The organism is Stutzerimonas degradans, from assembly GCF_024448505.1.
In the GTDB taxonomy this organism is placed as follows: Bacteria; Pseudomonadota; Gammaproteobacteria; order Pseudomonadales; family Pseudomonadaceae; genus Stutzerimonas; species Stutzerimonas degradans.
Genome location: NZ_JAMOHV010000004.1, coordinates 78451 through 102255, shown reverse-complemented (window position 1 = coordinate 102255; position 23805 = coordinate 78451). Strand labels below are relative to the sequence as shown.

Sequence of the window (23805 nt, the reverse complement as noted above, 5' to 3'; positions counted from 1 at the left end):
GCGCGGGCAGAAAAGCTGAACTTCGGCGGAAACCCGTCAGTCACACTCCCCAACGGCACCAACCGGGAAGGAACTATGTGTGGCATAGCTGGAGAATTTCGTTTCGACAACCAACCGGCCGATCTGGCCGCGGTTGAACGCATCACCCAACACCTCACCGCGCGCGGCCCCGACGCGTGCGGCTTCCATAGCCAGGGCCCGCTGGCCCTCGGCCATCGCCGGCTGAAGATCATGGATCTGTGCGAGGCCTCCGGCCAGCCGATGATCGATCCGCAGCTCGGCCTGGCGATGGTCTTCAACGGCGCCATCTACAACTACCCGGAACTGCGCGCCGAGCTGGAAGCGCTGGGCTACCGCTTCTTTTCAGAAGGCGACACCGAGGTCCTGCTCAAGGGTTTCCACGCCTGGGGCGAGGCGCTGCTGCCGCGCCTGAACGGCATGTTCGCCTTCGCCATCTGGGAGCGTGACAGCGGACAGCTGTTCATCGCCCGCGACCGCCTCGGCGTGAAACCGCTGTACCTGTCGCGCACCGGGCAACGCCTGCGCTTCGCCTCGACGCTGCCGGCCCTGCTCAAGGGCGGCGACATTGCCGGCCAGCTCAATCCGGTGGCGCTCAATCACTACATGAGCTTCCACGCGGTGGTGCCGGCGCCGGACACGCTGATCGCCGGCATCGAGAAACTGCCGCCGGCCAGCTGGATGCGCGTCGGCGTCGACGGCACGACCACCACCCAGCGCTGGTGGACGCTGGAGTACGGCGCCCGCGAGGACGAGCAGCACTACAGCTTCGAGGACTGGCAAAGCCGCACCCTCGACAGCCTGCGCGAAGCGGTGGCGATCCGGCAGCGCGCCGCGGTGGATGTCGGCGTGCTGCTGTCCGGCGGCGTCGATTCCAGCCTGCTGGTCGGCCTGCTACGCGAGGCAGGTGTCGCCGACAACCTGCTGACCTTCTCCATCGGCTTCGAAGATGCCGGCGGCGAGCGCGGCGATGAATTCAAGTATTCCGATCTGGTCGCAGAGCACTACGGCACCCGCCACCATCAGCTGCGCATCCAGGAACGGGAGATACTCGAACAGCTGCCGGCGGCCTTCCAGGCCATGAGCGAGCCGATGGTCAGCCATGACTGCATCGCCTTCTATCTGCTTTCGCGCGAGGTCGCCAAGCACTGCAAGGTGGTGCAAAGCGGCCAGGGCGCGGACGAGCTATTCGCCGGCTACCACTGGTATCCGCAGGTGGATGGCGCCAGCGATCCGCTGGCGGCCTACCTGCGCGCCTTTCGTGATCGCGACTACGACGAGTACCGCGCGCTGATGCAGGACCAGTGGCATCAGGGCGATTTCTCCGGCGAGTTCGTTCGCCGCCATTTCGCCGAGCCCGGCGCCGAAGCCGCGGTGGACAAGGCGCTGCGTATCGACAGCACGGTCATGCTGGTCGACGACCCGGTCAAGCGGGTGGACAACATGACCATGGCCTGGGGCCTGGAAGCACGCACGCCGTTTCTCGACTACCGCGTCGCCGAGCTGTCGGCGCGCATTCCGGCGCGCTTCAAGCTGCCCGACGGCGGCAAGCATGTGCTCAAGGAGGCCGCACGCCAGGTGATCCCGGCGGCGGTGATCGACCGCCCCAAGGGCTACTTCCCGGTGCCCGGGCTCAAGCATCTGCAGGGCGAAACCCTCAACTGGGTCCGCGAACTGCTGCTCGACCCCAGCCAGGATCGCGGGCTGTACCGCCCCGAGGCCATCGAGCGGCTGCTCGCCGATCCGCATGGCCAGCTGACGCCGCTGCGCGGCTCAAAACTCTGGCAGCTCGCGGCGGTCAACCTTTGGTTGAGTGAGCAAGGCCTCTAAGAATGCGCACGCGCGGCGGCAACGCCAGCTGCCGACGTGGGCCACGCCTCAAGGAAAAGCACCATGCAGAAGTCTCAAGCCTATGGTCAGCGCCTGTTGCGCGGGCAAGCACCCACCTACCAGCGCCTGCAGGCGCGGTTCGCCGAAGACGGCCAGGTCGAACCCTGCGGACCGGTCACGCTGAACTGCGGCTGGGGCCGCATCCTGATCGGCCACACCTACTCCGATCCGGCGGAACTCGCTGCCGACCTGCTCAACGAACAGGCCGGCGAGCGTGACATCGCCCTGTATGTCGCCGCACCGCACCAGGTGCTGGCACACGCGCCGCAACAGCTGTTTCTCGATCCCTCCGACACGCTGCGCATCTGGTTCACCGATTACCGCCCGGCGCGCAAGGGCGTGCGCGGCTTCGGCGTACGCCGCGCGCAGAGCGCCGCCGACTGGCAGGCGATCAATGGCCTCTACCAGTCGCGCGGCATGATGCCGGTCGACCCGGAACGCTGCACCCCGCGCGAGGAAGGCGGCCCGGTGTACTGGATCGCCGAGGACGAGAGTTCCGGGCAGGTCATCGGCAGCGTGATGGGCATCGATCACCACAAGGCGTTCAACGATCCCGAGCACGGCTCGAGCCTCTGGTGCCTGGCGGTATCGCCCAGCTGCCCGCGCCCTGGCGTCGGCGAGGTGCTGGTGCGGCACCTGATCGAGCATTTCATGGGCCGCGGGCTGGCCTATCTCGATCTGTCGGTGCTGCACGACAACCAGCAGGCCAAGGCGCTGTACGCCAAGCTCGGCTTTCGTGACCTGCAGACCTTCACCGTCAAGCGCAAGAACAGTTTCAACCAGCCGCTGTTTCTCGGCCCCGGCCCGGAAGCGACGCTCAATCCGTATGCGCGCATCATCGTCGACGAGGCGCGCCGGCGCGGCATCGAGATCGCCATCGACGACGCCGAGGCCGGGTTGTTCACCCTCACCCAGGGCGGCCGGCGGGTACGCTGTCGCGAGTCGCTGTCGGACCTGACCTCGGCGGTGAGCATGACCCTCTGCCAGGACAAGACGCTGACCCACCGCACGCTCGCCCGCGCCGGCATCCACCTGCCGGCGCAGCAGCTGGCCGGCAGCGCTGCCGACAATGCGGCGTTTCTCGCCGAGCACGGCAGCGTGGTGGTCAAACCGGTGGACGGCGAGCAGGGCCAGGGCGTCGCCGTCGATCTGCGCAGCGTCGCGGAAATGGAGGAGGCCATCCGCCTCGCGCGCCAGTTCGACAGCCGCGTGCTGCTGGAGAGCTACCATCCCGGCCAGGACCTGCGCATCGTCGTGATCGGCTACGAAGTGGTGGCGGCGGCGATTCGCCGGCCCGCCGAGGTCATCGGTGACGGGCGCAACAGCATCGGCGCGCTGATCGAAGCGCAGAGTCGCCGGCGCCAAGCCGCGACCGGCGGCGAAAGCCGTATCCCGCTGGACGAGGAAACCCGCCGCTGCCTGCGCGACGCCGGGTTCGACCTGGACAGCGTGCTCGAGCAGGGCCAGCGCCTGGCCGTGCGCCGCACCGCCAACCTGCACACCGGAGGCACGCTGGAAGACGTCACCGCCCTGCTGCATCCTGAGCTGATCGAGGCGGCCGTGCGCGCCGCACGCGCACTGGACATTCCGGTGGTCGGGCTCGATCTGCTGGTGCCCGCCGTGGACCAGCCCGACTACGTGTTCATCGAAGCCAACGAGCGCGTCGGTCTGGCCAACCACCAGCCGCAACCGACCGCCGAGCGTTTCATCGACCTGCTCTTCCCACTCAGCCAGAACAACGCCTGAGTCCCGCGCCGGCCCGCACGCCTCGCGTGCGGAGGCCGGCATTCATCCGGCCGCCTGCGGTCCCGACGGGAGCATTCAATGACTGCAAGAACACCCGAACCCGATCTCAACTATCTGCAACGCGTGCTGCTGGAAATGCTCGCCATCCCCAGCCCCACCGGCTTCACCGACACCATCGTGCGCTACGTCGCCGAACGCCTGCAGGAGCTTAGCGTTCCCTTCGAGCTGACGCGCCGCGGCACCATCCGCGCGACGCTCAAGGGTCGCCGCGACAGCCCGGACCGCGCGGTGGCGGCGCACCTCGACACCATCGGCGCGATTGTCCGCGAGATCCAGCCCAGCGGACGCCTCGGTCTGGCCCCGGTGGGCTGCTGGTCGAGCCGCTTCGCCGAAGGCAGCCGCGTCAGCGTGTTCACCGACACCGGCGTGATCCGCGGCAGCGTGCTGCCATTGCTGGCGTCCGGGCATGCCTTCAACACGGCGGTGGATGAGGCACCGGTGAGCTGGGACCACGTCGAGCTGCGCCTGGATGCCTACACCTACAGCCGCGCCGAAACCTGCGCGCTGGGGGTCAACATCGGCGATTTCGTCGCCTTCGACCCGATGCCCGAATTCACCGAGAGCGGCTATATCAGTGCCCGTCACTTGGACGACAAGGCCGGCGTCGCCGCCCTGCTCGCCGCGCTCAAGGCCATCGTCGAGAGCGGCCAGGAGCCGCCGATCGACTGCCATCCGCTGTTCACCATCACCGAGGAAACCGGCTCCGGCGCCGCCGGTGCGCTGCCCTGGGATGTAAGCGAATTCGTCGGCATCGACATCGCGCCGGCGGCCAAGGGCCAGGAATCCAGCGAGCACGCGGTCACCGTGGCCATGCAGGATTCTGGCGGCCCCTACGACTTCCATCTGTCGCGTCACCTGCTCCGCCTGGCCGGTGAGCAGGACATACCGGTCCGCCGTGACCTGTTCCGCTACTACCACAGCGACGCGCAGTCGGCGATCGAGGCCGGCCACGATATCCGCACCGCCCTGCTGGCATTCGGTTGCGATGCCACCCATGGCTACGAACGCACCCATATCGACAGCCTCAGCGCGCTGAGCCGACTGCTGTGCAGCTACATGCTCAGCCCACCGGTGTTCGCCAGCGACGCCCAGCACGCGCAGGATTCGCTGGAGCGTTTCAGCCACCAGCTGGAGCACGACGCACAGATGGAGAACGACACCCGCGTGCCGGCGGTGGACTCGCTGGTCGGCCGTGACGCCGACGATCACCGACAATAAACGACGACGGTGCGTGACCGGCTACCGGCTTCCGTGCCGCCGGGGTTGCCGCGACGCGGCACCTGGGCAAAGATAGCGCCGCAATCGCGCGGCATGATGGAAGGCCCGAGCCAGGGCCTGGGGCAGTTCGGCAGTCCCCCATTCCGTTGGCCGCCTTCCAGCATTTTCCTGCTGCACGTTCCCGGAATCCGACCATGTTGCCGCGTTTCTGCCTGGCGATCCTGCTGTACTGTCTTTCGCCACTGGCGTGGGCGTTCGTGCCCGCATTGCTGGATTCCGCCGACTCGCGCCAGGCACTCGGGGAGCACACCTATTTCCTCGAGGACCCGCATGGCGAACTGAGTGTCGAGCAGGTGCTCGCGCTGCCGACGGAGAGCTTCCAGCATCTGACCGGCCGCCACGTCAACCAAGGCAAGAACGATTCGACCTGGTGGCTGCGGGTGCAGCTGGACAATCGCCTGGCCGGCGCGCTCGGCGGCTTCATCGAGATCAACTACCCGCTGCTGGACCATATCGAGCTGTACCTGCAGTACCCGGACGGCAGCCTCAGCCGGCAGTTGTCCGGCGACCATTACCCGTTCACCCAACGCCCGGTGAAGATCGCCGACTTCTGGTTCCCGGTCGAATTGCCCGCCGGCAACACCACCCTGCTGTTGCGCCTGAAGACCAGCAGCACCCTGTACGTGCCGCTGTATTTCAGCAGCTATACCGCCAGCGCCGCAGCCCAGGAAGAACTGCTCGGCATGAGCGGCGCGTTCTACGGCGTGCTGTTCGCCATGTTCTGCTACAACCTGTTCCTGTTCGTCTCGCTGCGCGAGCCGGCCTACTTCTGGTACCTGATCTACAACCTCAACGTCGGCCTGTTCGCGCTGGCGTTCGACGGTCTGCTGATCAAATGGCTGCCGGACAACAGCACCATCTCGACTTTCGGCATCTACCTGCTGATGTACAGCCACTGCCTGGTGGCGATCCAGTTCAGCCGGCATTTCCTGCATACCCGCGAGCACTTCCCGCACCTGGACCGCGGCCTGCGCGTGGCGCTGCTGGCGGCCTTCGCCAGCCTGGCTTCCGGGGTGCTGCTGAGCCTGCATGTCTGGAGCATCCTGGCCAGCGTGGTGGTGATCGTCACCTCGATCGGCCTGCTCGCCACCGGCGCCTTCGTCTGGCGTAACGGTGTGCGCTACGGGCTGTACTACACCATCGCCTGGGGCGTGCTGCTCGCCTCGTTCATCATTGTGACCACCGGATCGCTGGGTTTCGAGGTGCTCGGGCTGTACGGCGCCTCGGTGGTCAAGGCCGCGGTGACGTTCGAGCTGATCACCCTCTCGCTGGGCCTGGCCGACCGCATCAACCGCCTCAAGGAAGAGGGCTTCCGTTCGCGCCAGGCCGCCGAGCAGGCCCACAGCGAGAACGAGGCCAAGAGCCGCTTCCTCGCCAAGATGAGCCACGAGATCCGCACCCCGCTCAACGGGGTGCTGGGCATGCTGCAGCTGCTGCGCGAAACCCCGCTGGACCGCAGCCAGCGCTTCTACCTGGACACCATCACCAGCTCCGGCCATTCGCTGATGACGGTGATCAACGACATCCTCGACTATGCCCGCATCGGTTCGGGCAAGCTCAGCCTGGAAGACATCGAGTTCGACCTGGAAACGCTGATTTCCGAATCCATCAGCCTGCTCACGGCGCAGGCGCTGGACAAGCAGCTGAGCCTGCACGTCGGCCTGGAGCCGCATGTACCGCGCCGGGTCCGCGGCGACCCGACCCGCCTCAAGCAGATCCTCATGAACCTGCTGAGCAACGCGCTGAAATTCACCGAGCAGGGCTACGTGCGCCTGGAAGTGTCCTGTACCCATGAGACGGACGGCACGCCGTACCTGCGCTTCTGCGTCAGCGACAGCGGCATCGGCATGCGCGCCGAGGTGCTCGCCACGCTGTTCGAGTCGTTTTCCCAGGGCGATTCCAGCACCAGCCGCCGCTACGGCGGCAGCGGCCTGGGCCTGGCGATCAGCAAGGAGCTGGTGGAGATGATGCGCGGGCGCATCGAAGTGCAGAGCACACCGGGCGAAGGCAGCCGCTTCAGCTTCGAGATTCCGCTGCATGTCAGCGCACAGGACGACGATCCGATGATCGCCTTGCTGGCCGGTCGCCCGGCGCTGCTGGCTTCGCTCGACGGCAACGGCGTCGATGCGCTGAGCCAGTTGCTGCAACGCTGGGGCATGCGCACCGAGCGCTGCCTGGAGCCGGAACGGCTGCTCGACTATCTGAGCGACTACAGCGCCCCGCCGCTGCTGGTGCTGCAGGCGCCGTGGCCGGGCACGCCGGACCAGTGGCTGGAACAGCTCGCGGCGCATCTGGAGGCGAACCAGCGGATCCTGCTGCTCTATCCACCGATACTGGAACAGCCGCAGCCCATTGCGGGGCTGCGCATGGCCAGCCTGTCGCTGCCGCTGCAGAGCGCGCCGTTGCGTGAGGCGCTGCAGATGCTCTACGCGGACAATCTGCCGACGCCGGCTGCACCAGCGCCGGACGAGATCGTCGACAACCCGCCGTGCATTCTGGTTGCAGAAGACAATCCGGTGAACCAGATGGTCGTCCGCGGCATGCTGCAAAAGCGTGGCTACACGGTGCGGCTGGCCGATAACGGGCGCCAGGCCGTGGAGCTGTATCGGCGCGATCCGGGGTCGGTGCGCCTGATCCTGATGGATTGCGAGATGCCCGAGGTCGACGGCTACGAGGCCAGCCGGCAGATCCGCGCGCTGGAAGCCGAACGGCAATGGCCGGCGGTGCCGATCATCGCCGTCACCGCCCATGTGCTGGCCGAGCATCGCCAGCGCGGCCTTGCTGCCGGCATGAACGATTTCATCGGCAAGCCGCTGGAAAGCCAGCAACTCTACGCCTGCCTGGACGATTACCTGCACGATGCCGCGAGCCCACCGGTAGAATCCCCGCACCGCCCCCGCTGATCGGATCCGCGATGCTGATTCCCCACGACCTGCTCGAAGCAGACACCCTCACCCGCCTGATCGAGGATTTCGTCACCCGCGACGGCACCGACAACGGTGACGAGACGCCGCTGGAAACCCGTGTCGCCCGCGTGCGACGCGCGCTGGACAAGGGCGAGGCGGTGATCGTGTTCGACGCCGACAGCCAGCAATGCCAGCTGGCGCTGCGCCATGAGGTCCCGCGGGAATGGCTCGAATGAGCCGCTCAGCTGAATAGCGAGCTTTCGCGCTCCCACGCACAGCGCAGGCGCAGTTCGCTCTGCTGCGGGTTATGGCTGCCGGTCTCGGTTTCCCAGCGGAAGGTGTGCGCGCCGGCGAGCTCGGTCTCCAGGTGCACCACGGCGCTGCTCCAGTAAAGCTGCCGGAGCAGTGCCTCGAAGTGCTCGACCCACAGCGCCCACTCGTACTCCACGGCGCGGTAGCTGGCGCCGAAGTGAATCACCTGGGTCTGATACAGGCCCTGCTCCGCCTCGCTGCAGTAGGAGAACATCTCACGACCAATGAACGGCCAGGCTTCGCCGTGCGGCAGTGCGCGCAGCACCTTGCGGTTGCTGACACGGCGGCGCAGGCATTGCTCCGGGTCGGCCGAAGGCCAGTCACGGATGCAGCCATAGACGATGGATTCGGACTCCACGCGGTTACTCCGGTGCGGCAGGCCAGGAAAAGGCGAGCTTTCTAGCACAGCGTGGCGGGACGGTCATCCGCGTCGTGTCGCGAGTTCGAACCGTGCCACAACGCCCACGCCAGACGCAGCCCGCGCGAGCCGCCTGCTAGGACTGGCGCGGCTTGAGCCGCGTGGCCAGCACCGCCATGATGGCCGCCATGCCCGCCAGCACCAGGAACGGCAGACGATAGTCACCGGACAGATCGCGTCCCAGCCCGGCCAGCACCGGGGTCAGGCAGGCCAGACTGTAGCCGGTGCAGAGCATCATCGCCGTCAGTCGGCTGACCGCCAGCGGCGTGCTCGCTTCATACATGGGCAGCACCAGCGCCAGCGAGAAGCTCGCATTGAGCACCACGCCCAGCAGCATGCAGACCAGCAGCGGCTGCCACTGCGGCACCAGCGCGATGGCACTCAGGCAGAGCGTCGCCAGCACGCCCGAGCCACACATCAGCAGGTGCCGCTGACCAAAGCGCTGCGCCAGCCAGGGCGCGATAAAGGAGCTCGGCAAGCCGATCATCATGAACGCGCTGAAGAAGCCGTTGCTGTGCAACATGCTGAAGCCCACTTCGTGATAGCGCGCCACCAGCCAGGTCGCCAGCGCGTAGAACAGTCCCGCCTGCAGCGCGAAGTACAGGCTGATCAACCAAGCCCGCGGCACGCGCCAGGGCAGCCCGGCACGCTGCTCTGGTACCGCATCCGGCTGGTTCGGCAGGCGCCACCACAGCGCCAGCGCGGCGAATGCCGGCAAGGCCCACAGCGCCAGGCCCCAGGTCCACTGCTGACCGAACAGCTCGCTCGCCGGCGCGGTGACCACCGCACCCAGCGTGCCACCCACGGCCATGGCCAGCGAATACCAGGCGGCAGCCTGGCCGATCCGTTCGAGGAAGTAGCGCTTGATGAAGCCCGACAGCAGCGGCCCCGCCACCGCGATGCCGGCGCCGACCAGCGCGGCGGTGAGAATCAGCAGCGAGGCCTGCTCGCCGAACAGGCGTAGCAGCAAGGCTACCGCGATCAACCCGAGGCACAGGCCGATGCTGCGCTCCAGGCCAAAGCGCAGCGCCAGTCGTGGCGCCAGCGGCGCCAGCAAGCCCATCAGCAGCACCGGCAGCGCGGTGGTCAGGCTGATGGTGCTGCGGCTGAGGCCGAGTTCGATGGCGATCTGTTCGATCAGGGGCGCGAAGGAGGTGATACCAGGGCGCAGGTTGACGGCCGCCAGCAGCAGCGCGGCCATCAGCACCCAGCGGGAGGGTCTGTTCACAGCGAATCCAACAGTCATGGCAGGCGCCGGGGAGGCAACCCTACTCCCAGCCCCGGGCGACGACAAGCCTATTGAACCGATCGGTCAGCTTCCGACCTTGCTGCGCTTCTTCTCGGCCAAGGCGGCCATTTCGTCGTAGATCGCCTGCGGATTCTGCTGCTTGATCCGCCAGGCGATACGCCCTTCCTCGTGCGGCAGAATCATGAATTCGCCTGCGGCCACCCGCTGATGGATGTAGTCGGCGATATCCGCCGCGGTGATCGGCGAGGCTTCCAGCAGCTTGCCGATCTGCGCCTTCATGTGCGGCGTCGGGCCGCGATAGGAGTCCAGCAGATTGGTCTGGAAGAACGACGGGCACACCACGTGTACGCCGATCTCCTGCTGACGCAGTTCCACCAGCAAACTTTCCGACAGCGCCACCACACCGGCCTTGGCGACGTTGTAATTGCTCATGCCCGGCGCCTGCATGAGCGCGGCCATCGAGGCGATATTGATGAGCTTGCCGCGGCTCTTCTGCAGGAGCGGCAGGAACGCCTTGCAACCCTTGACCACGCCCATCAGGTTGATCGCGATCTGCCAGTCCCAATCTTCCAGCGACAACTCGCTGAAGAAGCCTCCCGACGCCACGCCGGCGTTGTTCACCACGATGTCGATGCCGCCGAGCTTGTCTTCGCAGGCCTGGGCGAAGGCGATCAGCTGGCTGTAGTCGCGCACATCGCAACGCTGGACGAAGCCATCGCCGCCAGCGGCGCGAACCATTTCCAGGGTCTGCGCCAGCCCCGCCTCGTTGACGTCGGAAAGCGCCAGGCGCCAGCCGTCGCGCGCCCAGCGCAGGGCGATCTCGCGGCCCAGCCCGGAGCCCGCTCCGGTAACCATCATGCGGTTCTGATTCATCGTGCAGCCCTCGTTGTCCGGTTCAATGGCAGCGAGTCTAGCGAAAGGCATCCGGCCGCCCGGCATCCATCAGGGCGCTGAATGACCTGGGCAAACCGTCATGCGGATCGCTGGCGCGGCGTGCGAAGAGAACATCCGGGCCAATTTCCGGCGGGCATGAAAAAGGCAGCCCGAAGGCTGCCTTTTTTTACATCACGGACGATTGTCAGTGAGCAACGGCACCCGTTGCACCCAGACCGGTCTGCGAACGCACGAACTGCGGGAAGAAGCGCGCACGCTCGTCGCTGGCCATCTTCGACTTGTCGGTGATCGAGAAGAACCAGATACCGGCGAAGGCGACAGCTACCGAGAACAGCGCCGGGTAGGAGTACGGGAAGATCGCCTCGGCGTTGCCCAGTACCTGCACCCACACAGTCGGGCTGAGGATGGTCAGCACCAGCGCGGTGAACAGACCCATCGCACCACCGATCAGCGCGCCGCGAGTGGTCAGGTTCTTCCAGTACATGGAGAGGAACAGCACCGGGAAGTTGCAGCTGGCAGCGATGGAGAACGCCAGACCCACCATGAAGGCGATGTTCTGCTTCTCGAAGGCGATACCGAGGATGATCGCGACCACACCCAGAGCCAGGGTGGTGCGCTTGGTCACCTTCATCTCGTCCTCTTCCTTGGCCTTGCCCTTCTTGATCACGCAGGCGTACAGGTCGTGAGACACGGCCGAAGCACCTGCCAGGGTCAGGCCGGCAACCACCGCCAGGATGGTGGCGAAGGCCACAGCGGAGATGAAGCCGAGGAACAGGTTACCGCCGACCGCGTTGGCCAGGTGCACGGCCACCATGTTGGTGCCGCCGATGATGGCGCCAGTGGCGTCCTTGTATTCCGGGTTGGTGCTGACCAGCAGGATCGCGCCGAAACCGATGATGAAGGTCAGGATGTAGAAGTAGCCGATGAAGCCGGTGGCGTAGAACACGCTCTTGCGGGCTTCCTTGGCGTCGGAGACGGTGAAGAAGCGCATCAGGATGTGCGGCAGGCCAGCGGTACCGAACATCAGCGCCAGGCCCAGGGAGATCGCCGAAACCGGATCGGTTACCAAACCGCCCGGGCTCATGATGGCTTCGCCCTTGGTGTGGATCTTCACGGCTTCGGAGAACAGGGTGCCGAAGTCGAAGCCCACGTGCTTCATTACCATGATGGCCATGAAGCTGGCGCCCGAAAGCAGCAGCACCGCCTTGATGATCTGTACCCAGGTGGTCGCCAGCATGCCGCCAAACAGCACGTAGCAGACCATCAGCACACCGACCATGATCACGGCGACGTAGTAGTCCAGGCCGAACAGCAGCTGGATCAGCTTGCCGGCACCGACCATCTGCGCGATCAGATAGAAGGCCACCACGGTCAACGAGCCCAGCGCCGAAAGAATGCGGATCTGTGTCTGGCCCAGACGGTACGAAGCAACGTCGGAGAAGGTGAACTTGCCCAGGTTGCGCAGGCGCTCGGCCATCAGGAACAGGATCAGCGGCCAGCCGACCAGGAAGCCAATGGAGTAGATCAGGCCGTCATAGCCACTGGTGAACACCAGAGCGGAAATACCCAGGAACGACGCCGCGGACATGTAGTCACCGGCAATCGCCAAGCCGTTCTGGAAGCCGGTGATGCTGCCGCCGGCGGTGTAGTAATCGGACGTGGAGGTGTTGCGCTTGGCCGCCCACTTGGTGATACCCATCGTGAAGGCGATGAACACCACGAACATGATGATGGCGGTCCAGTTGGTCGCCTGCTTCTGGACTTCGCCGGTAAGGGCTTCTCCCGCCAGCAGCATCGGGGAGGCTGCCAGTAGTGCGGCAGCAGACAGCAAACGAGCGATCATTATTTTTGGGCCTCGTTGAGGATTTCCTGGTTGATACGGTCGAACTCGCCGTTGGCGCGCTGCACGTAGACTCCCGTCAGGCCGATGGCCAGGAAGATCAGGCCCAGGCCGGCAGGAATTCCCCAGGTGGTAACGGTTTGCGCACTGAGCTTGACGCCCAGCAGATGGGGTTCGAAAGCGATCACCAGAATGAAGGCAAAATAGGCTGCCAGCATGATGATCGAAAGCATCCAGGCAAAACGGCCACGCTTGGCGACCAGCTCCTGAAAGCGGGGGTTGTTATAGATCTGCTGGTAAGCATTGTCGTTATTGTGCATTGCAACTGTCTCCACGATCATTTGCCCCCCAATGAGGACAGGGTGGCTACTTTAGGGCCGGATCGGCTGAATTCCACCCGACTTTGGTCTGACTTCGAGCGGCGCAAAGCAGCGATCTAGAGCCAGCCAAACATCTTGAAACATCCTGCAGGCCTTATTTCGCGGGGCTCACAGCGTTCCGGAACGGCACTTGCTTAACATGACCAAAATCATTCTTCGGCACGCCATGTCGCCTAAAGGCGTATACGTTCTAGGTAGCTGCGATGCGCCGAAAAAGGCCCGGTGGCGCCGTTCTGCTGCTACCGGCGAAACGATGTCGAGCGACGCAGATCAAACCAATCGCGGGGCTGCGTGTCTGAGCCAGGCCCGCACCGGCGACGACGAAACGCCGGAACGTCGCACAGGAAGGGCTGCACGGCTCGACCCCGCATGACTGCCGCCGCGCAGGTCGCTTTATGGAGAATTCGCATGCCGCTGCTGCCGCTCATCGCCCTGCTGGTCGCCTGCGTACTGCCAGTGCAGGCCGCCGACCTCGGTGCCGCCGAATATGGCTTTCCGCTGGACAATCCGTTCGAGGCGACCATCGCCACGACCCCGCTCGAACTGCGCCCGGCGGTGCCGGCCGACGACGAGATCGATCAGGACGACTACAGCCTGCGCCTGCGCCCGGAGCGCGAATTCACGCTGCCGGACAATTTCTGGCCGGTCAAACGCCTGGGCTACCGGCTCGCACGTCAGGCCGGACCGGCGCCCCTGATCTTCATCATCTCCGGCACGGGCGCGCACTACGCCAACGGCAAGACCGAGGCGCTCAAGCAGTTGTTCTACGGCGCCGGCTTCCATGTTGTGCAGCTCTCCTCGCCCACCAGTTACGACTTCATGGCCGCTGCCTCGCGCTATGCGACACCGGGCCTGAGCCAGGACGACGCCAAGGATCTCTACCGGGTCATGCAGGCCGTGCGTGCGCAGCAGCGCAAACTGCCGGTGACCGAGTTCCACCTGCTCGGCTACAGCCTGGGCGCGCTGCATGCGGCCTTCGTCAGCCAGCTCGACGAGACGCGACAGAGTTTCGGCTTCAAGCGCGTGCTGCTGCTCAACCCGCCGGTCAACCTCTATACCTCGATCAGCAACCTGGACAAGCTGGTGCAAACCCGGGTCGAAGGCATAGACAACAACACCACGTTCTACGAGGTCGTGCTGGACAAGCTGACCCGCTACTACCGCCACAAGGGCTACATCGACCTCGACGAAGCCATGCTCTACGACTTCCAGCAGTCGCCGCTGCGGCTCAGCGACGAGCAGATGGCGATGCTGATCGGCACGGTGTTCCGCTTCTCCGCGGCGGACATCGCCTTTACCTCGGACCTGATCAACCGTCGCGGACTGATCACTCCGCCCGACTACCCGATCGACGAAGGCACCAGCCTGGAACCGTTCCTCAAGCGCGCGCTGCTATGCGACTTCGACTGCTACATCGTCGAACAGCTGATTCCCATGTGGCGCGCGCAGTACGACGGCGGCAGCCTCACCCAGATGATCGAGCAGGTGAGCCTCTACGCGCTCGAGGACTACCTGCGCAGCGCCGACAAGATTGCCGTGATGCACAACGCCGATGATCTGATCCTCGGCCCCGGCGACATCGGCTTTCTGCGGCGCACCTTCGGCGAGCGGCTGACGCTGTACCCGCGCGGTGGGCACTGCGGCAACCTCAACTACCGCGTCAACACCGCGCAGATGCTGGAGTTCTTCCGTGGCTAGGTTTTCTTTGTTGTTGCCGCTGCTGCTCGCCAGCGCCGCGGCCTGGGGCGAAACCTCGAACATCGACGAGGATGGCTTCACCTACCCGCTGCGCGATCTCGAATTCAATCCCGGTCTCGACCAGCGCGAGTTCGAGCGCGCAACCTTCAAGGCGCTGGACGTCTATGACCCCTTCGAGTCGTTCAACCGGCGCATGTACCACTTCAACTACCGGCTGGACCAGTGGGTGATGCTGCCGGTAGTGCGCGGCTACGTTTACGTCACCCCGCGCCTGGTGCGCACCGGAGTGAGCAACTTCTTCAGCAATCTCGGCGAACTGCCGACTCTGGCCAACAGCGTGCTGCAGCTCAAGGGCGAGCGGGCGATGAACGCGACGGCGCGCTTCCTGTTCAACACCATCATCGGCGTCGCCGGCCTGTGGGACCCGGCGACGCGCATGGGGCTGCCTCGCCAGCCGGAGGATTTCGGCCAGACCCTGGGACATTACGGCGTCCCCAGCGGCCCGTACCTGATCCTGCCGGCGCTCGGTCCGTCCAACCTGCGTGACAGCGCCGGACTGGTCACCGACTTCGCCATCGAACGCCAGGTGGACTATTTCGGCTACGCCGAGGCCAGCGGCGGGCAGTTCGGCCTGACGGCGCTGCGCGTGGTGGATATGCGCTACAGCACCGACTTCCGCTACGGCCAGCTCAACTCGCCGTTCGAGTATGAAAAGGTGCGCTACGTCTACAGCCGGGCGCGTGATCTGCAGATTGCGGAATGATCCACAGGATCAGCCGCGCCGCTTTCTACGCCGACCGTAGAGGCTCGGCTCGCCTTCCGGACGCGTCTTGAAGCGCCGATGCGCCCAGAGGTATTGCTCCGGCAGCGCGCCGACCGCTTCCTCGACCCATTGATTGATGCGCCGGCAGTCGGCCTCTTCATTCTCGCCTGGGAAATTCTCCAGCGGCGGATGAATCACCAGTCGATAGCCCGAGCCGTCGGCCAGACGCTCCTGAGTGAACGGCACCACCAGCGCCCGCCCCAGGCGCGCGAACTTGGTAGTGGCGGTGACGGTTGCCGCCTGGATGCCGAACAGCGGCACGAACAGGCTCTGCTTGCGCCCGTAGTCCTGATCCGGCGCGTACCAGATGGCGCGGCCGGCGCGCAGCACCTTGAGCATGGCGCGCACGTCCTCACGCTCAATGGCGGTGGCGTCGCGATTGTGCCGTTCGCGCCCGCGACGCTGGATGAAATCGAACAGCGGGTTCTTGTGCTCGCGGTACATGCCGTCGATGGTGTGGCGCTGGCCCAGCAACGCGGCACCGATCTCCAGCGTGGTGAAATGCAGCGCCATCAGGATCACGCCCTGCCCCGCCGCCTGTGCGCGCTGCAGGTGTTCCAGCCCCTCGACATGCGCCAGGCGCTGCAGGCGTGCTTGCGGCCACCACCAGCTCATGGCCATCTCGAAGAAGGCGATGCCGGTGGAAGCGAAGTTTTCCTTCAGCAGCCGCTCGCGCTGCTCCTGGCTCAGTTCAGGGAAGCACAGCTCCAGGTTGCGCCGCGCGATTTTCCGGCGCGAACCGGCGACGGCATACATCAACCGGCCAAGCAGACGCCCCAGACACAACAGCCACGGATACGGCAATTGCACCAGCAGCCAGAGCAACCCCAGCCCCAGCCAGAGCAGCCAGAAACGGGGATGCAGGAAGTACGGGCGAAAGTGAGGACGTTCCATAGCGAGCTCGAAGCGGGTGAAGCCGCGCATTCTATCGGGAAAAACGCTGCAAAACCGAGCCGCTGGCCCCGGCGGCAGTCCATGTTCGCTGTTGCAGGCCGCGCCGCACCCCGCTATAAGTCCTCGCCATTTACCGCCGCAGGCAGACCATGAGCCAAGCCGACTCCTCTCCCCAAGCCCCCGTCTTCCAGCTCAAGGGCAGCATGCTCGCCATCACCGTGCTGGAGATTGTCCGCAACGACCTCGACGCCCTCGACGAACAGCTGGCGGCCAAGGTCGAGCAGGCACCAGACTTCTTCAACAACACACCGCTGGTACTGGCCCTGGACAAGCTCCCCGCCGATGGTGCGGATGTCGACCTCGCCGCGCTGATCGCGCTATGCCGCAAGCACGGCCTGCGCACACTGGCGGTTCGTGCCGCCCAGCCGGTCTATATCAGCGCTGCCGAGGGGCTCGATATCCCGGTGCTGCCGCCCTCCGGCGCACGCGAGCGCAAGGTCGACCTGGCGAGCAAGACACCTGCCAAACCCGCCGAACCGGTCTATCGCCCGACGCGTGTGGTGACCACGCCGATCCGCGGCGGCCAGCAGGTCTATGCCCAGGGCGGCGACCTGATCGTGCTCGCCGCGGTCAGCCCCGGCGCGGAACTTCTCGCCGATGGCAACATCCATGTGTACGGTCCGCTGCGCGGGCGCGCGCTGGCGGGCATCAAGGGCGACGCCAATGCGCGCATTTTCTGCCAGCAACTGGCCGCCGAGATGATCTCGATCGCCGGTCAGTACAAGGTGGCCGAAGACCTGCGCCGCGAGCCGCTGTGGGCCGAATCGGTGCAGATCCGGCTCGCCGGCGACGTGTTGAACATCACCCGCCTTTAACGGATACTTCCGCGAATTTTTCCGCACCGAAATGGCTTCCCGCGCCGCTCAGGCCGACGAGGCCGATTTTTCACATTTAGGGTGAAGCACCTTGGCCAAGATCCTCGTAGTCACTTCCGGCAAAGGTGGCGTCGGCAAGACCACCACCAGCGCCGCCATCGGAACCGGCCTCGCTCTGCGCGGGCACAAGACCGCCGTGGTCGACTTCGACGTCGGCCTGCGTAATCTGGACCTGATCATGGGCTGCGAGCGTCGCGTGGTTTACGACTTCGTCAACGTCATCAATGGCGACGCGACCCTCGGCCAGGCCTTGATCAAGGACAAGCGCCTGGAGAACCTCTACGTCCTCGCCGCCAGCCAGACCCGCGACAAGGACGCCCTGACGCTCGAAGGCGTCGGCAAGGTGATCGACGAGCTGAGCAAGACTTTCGAGTACGTGATCTGCGACTCCCCGGCCGGTATCGAAAAGGGTGCGCATCTGGCCATGTACTACGCCGACGAAGCCATCGTCGTGACCAACCCGGAAGTATCGTCGGTACGCGACTCCGACCGCATGCTCGGCCTGCTGGCCAGCAAATCGCGCCGCGCCGAGAACGGCCAGGAGCCGATCAAGGAGCACCTGTTGCTGACTCGCTACAACCCCGAGCGCGTCAACAAGGGCGAAATGCTCGGCGTCGAAGACGTCGAGGAAATCCTTTCCATCCGCCTGCTCGGCGTGATCCCGGAATCCCAGGCGGTGCTCAAGGCTTCCAACCAGGGCATCCCGGTGATCCTCGACGACCAGAGCGACGCAGGCCAGGCCTATAGCGACGCCGTAGACCGTCTGCTCGGCAAGGAAGTGGCCCACCGCTTCCTCGACGTGAAGAAGCCCGGCTTCCTGCAGCGACTCTTTGGAGGCCGCGAATGAACCTTTTCGATTTCTTTCGCGAGCGCAAGAAGAAGGAAACGCCCGCCGCCATCGCGAAGGAGCGTCTGCAGATCATCGTTGCGCATGAACGCGGCCAGCGCACCCAGCCGGACTACCTGCCTGCACTGCAGAAGGAGCTGGTGGAGGTGATCCGCAAGTACGTCAACATCGATCAGGATCAGGTCCAGGTGGCGCTGGAGGACCAGGGCAGCTGCTCGATCCTCGAGCTGAACATCACCCTGCCGGATCGCTGAGCGACCCGGTTGTTTCAGAAACGGCGGCCTCGGGCCGCCGTCTTCGTTTGTGGAAAAGCACATGCCGCTAAGCAACATCGAGATCGTCCATCAGGACGCCGCCCTGCTGGTGATCAACAAGCCTACCCTGCTGCTCTCGGTGCCCGGCCGCGCCGAGGATAACCGCGATTGCCTGGTGACCCGTCTGCAGGAGAACGGCTACCCCGAAGCGCGCATCGTGCACCGGCTGGACTGGGAAACCTCGGGTCTGATCGTGCTCGCCCGGGATGCTGACAGCCACCGCGAGCTGTCTCGTCAGTTTCACGATCGCGAAACCGAAAAAGCCTACACGGCGCTGTGCTGGGGCCAGCCGGAGCAGGACAGCGGCAGTATCGACCTACCACTGCGCTACGACCCGCCGACCAAGCCACGGCACGTCGTCGATCACGAGCTGGGCAAACATGCGCTGACGTTCTGGCGCATCCTCGAGCGCCGTGGTGATCACTGCCGCGTCGAACTGACACCGATCACCGGTCGCTCGCATCAGCTACGCGTGCACATGCTCTCCATCGGCCATCCGCTGCTCGGCGACCGCCTCTACGCGCACGAGCAGGCCCTGCAGGCGCATGAGCGTCTGTGCCTGCATGCCAGCATGCTGACGCTGACCCACCCGCAGACCGGCGAACGCCTGCGCTTCGACTGCGCGGCGCCGTTCTGAACGGGCATCCCCTAGCGCCGGCCAATCGCGCAGACCGCCCGGGATCGATGCGGTAGACTTCGCGCCATTGAAGTCCGGAGCCCGTCATGCCGCAAACACTTAACCAGAGCCTGATCGAATTCCTTCAGGCATCGCCCACGCCGTTCCACGCCACTCGCAATCTCGCCCAGCGCCTGCAGGCATCCGGCTTCACTCCGCTCGAGGAACGCGACGCCTGGCATCTGCAGCCCGGCGGGCGCTATTACGTCACGCGCAACGATTCGTCGCTCATTGCCTTCCAGCTCGGCAGCAGAACGATGGTCGAGCACGGCATGCGCCTGGTCGGCGCGCATACCGACAGCCCCTGCCTGCGCGTCAAGCCGCATCCGGACCTGCAGCGCCAGGGCTTCTGGCAGCTCGGCGTGGAAGTCTACGGCGGTGCGCTGCTCGCACCCTGGTTCGACCGCGACCTGTCGCTCGCCGGCCGCGTCACCTACAGCCGCGACGGCCGCATCGAAAGCCAGCTGATCGACTTCCGGCTGCCCATCGCAGTGATCCCCAGCCTGGCCATTCACCTCAACCGCGAAGCGAACCAGGGCTGGGCCATCAACGCCCAGAACGAGCTGCCACCACTGATCGCCCAGGTACTCGGCGAGGAAAACCCCGATCTGCGTGCGCTGCTGGCCGAACAGCTGAGCCGCGAGCACGATCTGATCGCCGACGTGATTCTGGACTTCGAGCTCAGTCTCTACGACACCCAGCCAGCCGCAGTGGTCGGCCTCAACGGCGATTTCATCGCCGGCGCCCGCCTTGACAATCTGCTGTCCTGCTTCGCCGGCTTGCAGGCGCTGCTGCACGCTGCGCCGGAGGAGACCTGCCTACTCGTCTGTACCGATCACGAGGAGGTCGGCTCCTGTTCCATGTGCGGTGCCGACGGCCCGTTCCTCGAACAGGTGCTGCGTCGCGTGCTCCCGGAGGATGAGAGTTTCCAGCGCTGCATCAATCGTTCCCTGCTGATTTCCGCCGACAACGCGCACGCCGTGCACCCCAACTATGCCGACAAACATGATGGCAACCACGGACCGAAGCTCAACGCCGGCCCGGTGATCAAGGTCAACAGCAACCAGCGCTACGCCACCAGCAGCGAAACCGCCGGTTTCTTCCGTCATCTATGCGTGGAAAACGAGGTGCCGGTACAGAGCTTCGTCACCCGCAGCGATCTCGGCTGCGGCTCGACCATTGGCCCGATCACCGCCGGTCAGCTCGGCGTGCGCACGGTCGATATCGGCCTGCCAACCTTCGCCATGCATTCGATCCGCGAACTGGCCGGCAGTCAGGATCTGGCGCACCTGGTGAAAGTACTCACTGCCTTCTATTCGAGCAGCACGCTGCCCTGAAACGGACGCGGGTGCGCCGGCCAGCGCCCCGCATCGATGGTCACTGCAGATCGGCGTCGATGACCAGTGCCAGCTTGCCGGAGACGGTATTGCTGGCCAGGGCCGCGAAGGCCGCTTCGGCATCGCCGATCGGGAAGCACTGCTCCAGACGCGGTGACAATTTACCCTCGGCGAACATTGGCCAGACATTTTCCTCCATCTCGGCGAGCAACCCGGCCTTGTAGTCCGCATCGCGGCTGCGTAGCGTCGAGCCGATCAGCTGGATGCGCTTGGCCAACAACCCTGCCAGGTCCAGCTCGGCCTTGCGTCCGCCCATCAGGCCGATCATCACCCAGCGCGCGTCCAGCCCCAGCAGCTGCAGGTTCAGTGCAGCGTACTTGGCACCGACCGGATCGAGGATCAGGTCGAATGGCGCGAAATCGCGCAGCGCCTCCAGCGCCTCTCCACGCAGCACGCCGCCTTGTGCACCGAGCGCCTCGCAGTAGGCCAGACGCTCCGCCGATCCCACGCTGACCCAGCAGGGGTTGTCGAATGCCTTGCACAGCTGGATCGCCGCCGAACCGACACCGCTGGCCCCAGCATGCAGCAGCACCTTCTCGCCAGGTTGCAGCGCACCCAGCCGATACAGATTGAGCCAGGCCGTGGCATACACCTCAGGAATCACCGCCGCCTCGCGCAGCGACAGTCCCGCCGGCACCGGCAGCGCATGCCGGGCATCGACCACCACCTCCTCCGCCATACCGCCACCAGCCAGCAAGGTGCAGACCCGATCGCCAACCTGCCAACGGCTACCCGCGCCGGCCTCTATGACCACCCCGGCACACTCCAGACCGAGAATATCGGTCACGCCCGCTGGCGGCGGATAATGACCGGCACGCTGCAGCAGGTCGGCACGGTTCAACCCAGCGGCCGCAACGCGGATTCGCACCTCACCCTCGCCACACTCCGGGGCTGGTCGCTGCGCCCACTCCAGTTCCCCCTCGACGCCTTGCAATGCCTTCATGCTGCCTCCATAGTGAGTCCAATCCTGCGCCCAACCGTTACTCGCTGGTCTCTCCCAGCCATACCGACGGGCGCGTGCTTCATACCGCCGGACGCCTGACGAACCGGCGCCAACCCTAGATGGCCTAATATGCGTTATTCCTCAGCCTTACGTCGCCCTCAAACCATGAAACGCACGCTTGCCTGCACCGTTTTCACCCTGCTGTTCGGCCTCCAGGCCTCGCTGGCGTTGGCCAAGCCTGGCGACGCACCGAAGTGGGATTACCTTCAGCCGGACCGCGAGCAGGTCATCGCCAGCCTCAACGTCGTCGAGCTACTCAAGCGCCACCATTACAACAAGCCGCCGCTCAACGACGCACGCTCGGCAAAGATCTTCGACAGCTACATAGAGATGCTCGATCCGGCGCGCAGCTATTTCCTCGCATCGGACCTCGCCGAATTCAATCGCTGGCGCACCGAGTTCGACGACTTCCTCAAGCGCGGCAACCTGGAACCGGGCTTCCTCATCTACAAACGTCACCTGGAGCGCCTGGAAGATCGCCTCAACTATGCGCTGGGCCTGCTGCAACAGGGCGTCGACAAGATCGACTTCACCGTCGACGAGACGCTGCTGGTGGATCGAGAGAAAGCCGCCTGGGCGAAGGATCGCGCCGAACTCGATGACCTCTGGCGCAAGCGCGTGAAGGATGAAGTCCTGCGCCTGAAGATTGCCGGCAAGGAGCCCAAGGCCATTCAGGAACTGCTGACCAAGCGCTACAAGAACCAGCTCGCGCGACTGGAGCAGACTCGCGGCGAGGATGTGTTCCAGACCTACATCAACGCCTTCGCGCAGTCCTACGACCCGCACACGCAATACCTGTCGCCGGATAACGCGGAGAACTTCGATATCAACATGAGCCTGTCGCTGGAAGGCATCGGTGCGGTGCTGCAGAGCGACAACGAGCACGTCAAGATCGTGCGCCTGGTGCCGGCCGGCCCGGCAGAGAAAAGCAAGCAGCTGGCGCCGGCCGACAAGATCATCGGCGTCGCCCAGAGCGATGACGAGATGGTCGACGTGATTGGCTGGCGACTGGACGAAGTGGTCAAGCTGATTCGCGGCCCGAAGGGCTCAGTTGTGCGCCTGGAAGTGATTCCGGCGAGCAACGCACCCAACGACCAGACCAGCAAGATCGTCGCGATCACTCGCGAAGCGGTGAAGCTGGAAGAACAGGCGGCGAAGAAATCGGTGCTCAACCTCGAGCACCAGGGTCAGCAGTTCAAGCTCGGTGTCATCGAGATACCGGCCTTCTACCTCGACTTCAAAGCGCTGCGCGCCGGCGACCAGAACTACAAGAGCACCACCCGCGACGTGAAGAAACTGCTGACCGAGCTGCAGCAGGAGAAGGTTGATGGCGTAGTGATCGACCTACGCAACAACGGCGGCGGATCGCTGCAGGAAGCCACCGAGCTGACCGGCTTGTTCATCGACCAGGGGCCGACCGTGCTGGTGCGCAACGCCGACGGCCGCGTCGACGTGCTGGCCGACGAGAACGTCGGTGCATTCTATAAAGGTCCGCTAGCGGTGCTGGTCAATCGATTGTCCGCCTCCGCTTCGGAGATCTTCGCTGGCGCCATGCAGGACTATCACCGGGCTCTGATCCTCGGCGGACAGACGTTTGGCAAGGGCACCGTGCAGACCATCCAGCCTCTCAACCACGGCGAACTGAAGCTCACTCTGGCCAAGTTCTACCGGGTTTCCGGGCAGAGCACCCAGCACCAGGGCGTGATTCCGGACATCAGCTATCCGGCCGACGTCGATACCAAGGAGATTGGCGAAAGCGCGCTGCCCGAGGCAATGCCCTGGGACAGTATCCGCGCCGCGATCAATCCTGATATGAACCCGTTCAAGCCGTTCCTCGCCGAACTCAAGGCGCGCCACGAGGCGCGTACCGAGCAGAATCCGGACTTCGTGTTTACGCGTGATCGCCTGGCTCTAACCCAAGAGCTGATGCATGAAACCACGGTAAGTCTCAACGAGAGCAAGCGTCGCGCGCAGCAGGCCGCTATCGAGAAACGTCAGCTGTCGCTGGAAAACGCGCTGCGCCAGGCCAAGGGCGAAGAACCTCTGGCCAAGCTGGAAAAGGACGACGAGACGAGTACGCCTCACGAGCCCGAGAAACTCAAGCCGGAGGACGACGCCTATCTCGCGGAGAGCGGACGGATTCTGCTCGACTACTTGGGTCTCGATTCAGCGATGGCACAGCACTGATTACTGAACTGCGCTAACAGAAAGGCCGCCCAACGAGGCG

General features: G+C 65.0%; 20 protein-coding genes. 13 read left to right on the top strand and 7 right to left on the bottom strand.

Going from position 1 to position 23805, the window contains the following annotated elements; genetic code table 11:
* Nucleotides 1–75 precede the first annotated feature (75 nt).
* The 5 genes from NAV27_RS07765 to NAV27_RS07745 all read left to right on the top strand — a co-directional run bounded on the left by NAV27_RS07765 (nucleotide 76) and on the right by NAV27_RS07745 (nucleotide 8134).
* Entirely contained in the window at nucleotides 76–1848 is a 1773-nt protein-coding gene (locus NAV27_RS07765) for an N-acetylglutaminylglutamine amidotransferase (protein WP_102828838.1), read from the top strand.
* 63 nt (nucleotides 1849–1911) lie between these two features.
* Nucleotides 1912–3654 carry an N-acetylglutaminylglutamine synthetase gene (gene ngg / locus NAV27_RS07760; RefSeq protein WP_102828837.1) on the top strand — a complete coding sequence of 581 codons (1743 nt, stop codon included), beginning with the start codon at nucleotides 1912–1914 and terminating at the stop codon, nucleotides 3652–3654.
* Between the two features lie 78 nt (nucleotides 3655–3732).
* A complete protein-coding gene (locus tag NAV27_RS07755; protein WP_102828836.1) occupies nucleotides 3733–4932 on the top strand; it encodes an osmoprotectant NAGGN system M42 family peptidase in 1200 nt (399 codons plus the stop codon).
* Nucleotides 4933–5126: 194 nt separating this feature from the next.
* A complete protein-coding gene (locus tag NAV27_RS07750; protein WP_102828835.1) occupies nucleotides 5127–7895 on the top strand; it encodes a hybrid sensor histidine kinase/response regulator in 2769 nt (922 codons plus the stop codon).
* Nucleotides 7896–7906: 11 nt separating this feature from the next.
* On the top strand, nucleotides 7907–8134 hold the full coding sequence (locus NAV27_RS07745; protein ID WP_003287485.1) for a YheU family protein: 228 nt from the start codon (nucleotides 7907–7909) through the stop codon (nucleotides 8132–8134).
* 5 nt (nucleotides 8135–8139) lie between these two features.
* On the opposite strand, the gene NAV27_RS07740 is transcribed toward NAV27_RS07745, so the two are convergent.
* The 5 genes from NAV27_RS07740 to NAV27_RS07720 all read right to left on the bottom strand — a co-directional run bounded on the left by NAV27_RS07740 (nucleotide 8140) and on the right by NAV27_RS07720 (nucleotide 12931).
* Nucleotides 8140–8568: a hypothetical protein gene (locus NAV27_RS07740; RefSeq protein ID WP_043299291.1), complete on the bottom strand. Its 429-nt coding sequence runs from the start codon at nucleotides 8566–8568 to the stop codon at nucleotides 8140–8142.
* Between the two features lie 136 nt (nucleotides 8569–8704).
* The gene (locus tag NAV27_RS07735) at nucleotides 8705–9829 is read right to left on the bottom strand and encodes an MFS transporter (protein ID WP_102828834.1); all 1125 of its coding nucleotides are present in this window, start codon (nucleotides 9827–9829) and stop codon (nucleotides 8705–8707) included.
* 111 nt (nucleotides 9830–9940) lie between these two features.
* Complete coding sequence (locus NAV27_RS07730; protein WP_008570727.1) at nucleotides 9941–10750, bottom strand: SDR family oxidoreductase; 810 nt, start codon at nucleotides 10748–10750, stop codon at nucleotides 9941–9943.
* Between the two features lie 205 nt (nucleotides 10751–10955).
* The gene (locus NAV27_RS07725) at nucleotides 10956–12614 is read right to left on the bottom strand and encodes a cation acetate symporter (RefSeq protein WP_008570728.1); all 1659 of its coding nucleotides are present in this window, start codon (nucleotides 12612–12614) and stop codon (nucleotides 10956–10958) included.
* On the bottom strand, nucleotides 12614–12931 hold the full coding sequence (locus NAV27_RS07720; protein WP_003287476.1) for a DUF485 domain-containing protein: 318 nt from the start codon (nucleotides 12929–12931) through the stop codon (nucleotides 12614–12616). The genes NAV27_RS07725 and NAV27_RS07720 overlap by 1 nt, the downstream gene beginning before the upstream one ends.
* A 468-nt stretch (nucleotides 12932–13399) precedes the next feature.
* Between NAV27_RS07720 and NAV27_RS07715 the strand changes: the two genes are divergently transcribed.
* The gene (locus NAV27_RS07715) at nucleotides 13400–14689 is read left to right on the top strand and encodes an alpha/beta fold hydrolase (protein WP_102828833.1); all 1290 of its coding nucleotides are present in this window, start codon (nucleotides 13400–13402) and stop codon (nucleotides 14687–14689) included.
* A gap of 7 nt (nucleotides 14690–14696) precedes the next feature.
* On the top strand, nucleotides 14697–15452 hold the full coding sequence (locus tag NAV27_RS07710; protein WP_008570730.1) for an MlaA family lipoprotein: 756 nt from the start codon (nucleotides 14697–14699) through the stop codon (nucleotides 15450–15452).
* Nucleotides 15453–15461: 9 nt separating this feature from the next.
* Here NAV27_RS07710 and NAV27_RS07705 read toward each other — a convergent pair whose 3' ends face one another.
* Nucleotides 15462–16406: a lipid A biosynthesis lauroyl acyltransferase gene (locus tag NAV27_RS07705; RefSeq protein WP_043299282.1), complete on the bottom strand. Its 945-nt coding sequence runs from the start codon at nucleotides 16404–16406 to the stop codon at nucleotides 15462–15464.
* 149 nt (nucleotides 16407–16555) lie between these two features.
* Between NAV27_RS07705 and minC the strand changes: the two genes are divergently transcribed.
* The 5 genes from minC (at nucleotide 16556) to NAV27_RS07680 (ending at nucleotide 20515) form a co-directional block, all read left to right on the top strand.
* A complete protein-coding gene (gene minC, locus NAV27_RS07700; protein WP_102828832.1) occupies nucleotides 16556–17281 on the top strand; it encodes a septum site-determining protein MinC in 726 nt (241 codons plus the stop codon).
* A gap of 91 nt (nucleotides 17282–17372) precedes the next feature.
* Nucleotides 17373–18188 carry a septum site-determining protein MinD gene (gene minD / locus NAV27_RS07695; RefSeq protein ID WP_008570733.1) on the top strand — a complete coding sequence of 272 codons (816 nt, stop codon included), beginning with the start codon at nucleotides 17373–17375 and terminating at the stop codon, nucleotides 18186–18188.
* Nucleotides 18185–18442 carry a cell division topological specificity factor MinE gene (minE, locus tag NAV27_RS07690; RefSeq protein ID WP_003287467.1) on the top strand — a complete coding sequence of 86 codons (258 nt, stop codon included), beginning with the start codon at nucleotides 18185–18187 and terminating at the stop codon, nucleotides 18440–18442. Before minD ends, minE begins: the two co-directional genes overlap by 4 nt.
* Nucleotides 18443–18503: 61 nt before the next feature.
* Nucleotides 18504–19139: an RluA family pseudouridine synthase gene (locus NAV27_RS07685; RefSeq protein WP_102828831.1), complete on the top strand. Its 636-nt coding sequence runs from the start codon at nucleotides 18504–18506 to the stop codon at nucleotides 19137–19139.
* Nucleotides 19140–19225: 86 nt separating this feature from the next.
* Entirely contained in the window at nucleotides 19226–20515 is a 1290-nt protein-coding gene (locus tag NAV27_RS07680) for a M18 family aminopeptidase (protein ID WP_102828830.1), read from the top strand.
* 40 nt (nucleotides 20516–20555) lie between these two features.
* On the opposite strand, the gene NAV27_RS07675 is transcribed toward NAV27_RS07680, so the two are convergent.
* Nucleotides 20556–21518: an NAD(P)H-quinone oxidoreductase gene (locus NAV27_RS07675; protein WP_054095122.1), complete on the bottom strand. Its 963-nt coding sequence runs from the start codon at nucleotides 21516–21518 to the stop codon at nucleotides 20556–20558.
* A 165-nt stretch (nucleotides 21519–21683) separates the two neighbouring features.
* On the opposite strand from NAV27_RS07675, the gene NAV27_RS07670 reads away from it, so the two are divergent.
* Nucleotides 21684–23765, top strand: coding sequence for a carboxy terminal-processing peptidase (locus tag NAV27_RS07670; protein WP_043299272.1), 2082 nt, complete (start codon nucleotides 21684–21686; stop codon nucleotides 23763–23765).
* Nucleotides 23766–23805: the final 40 nt, after the last annotated feature.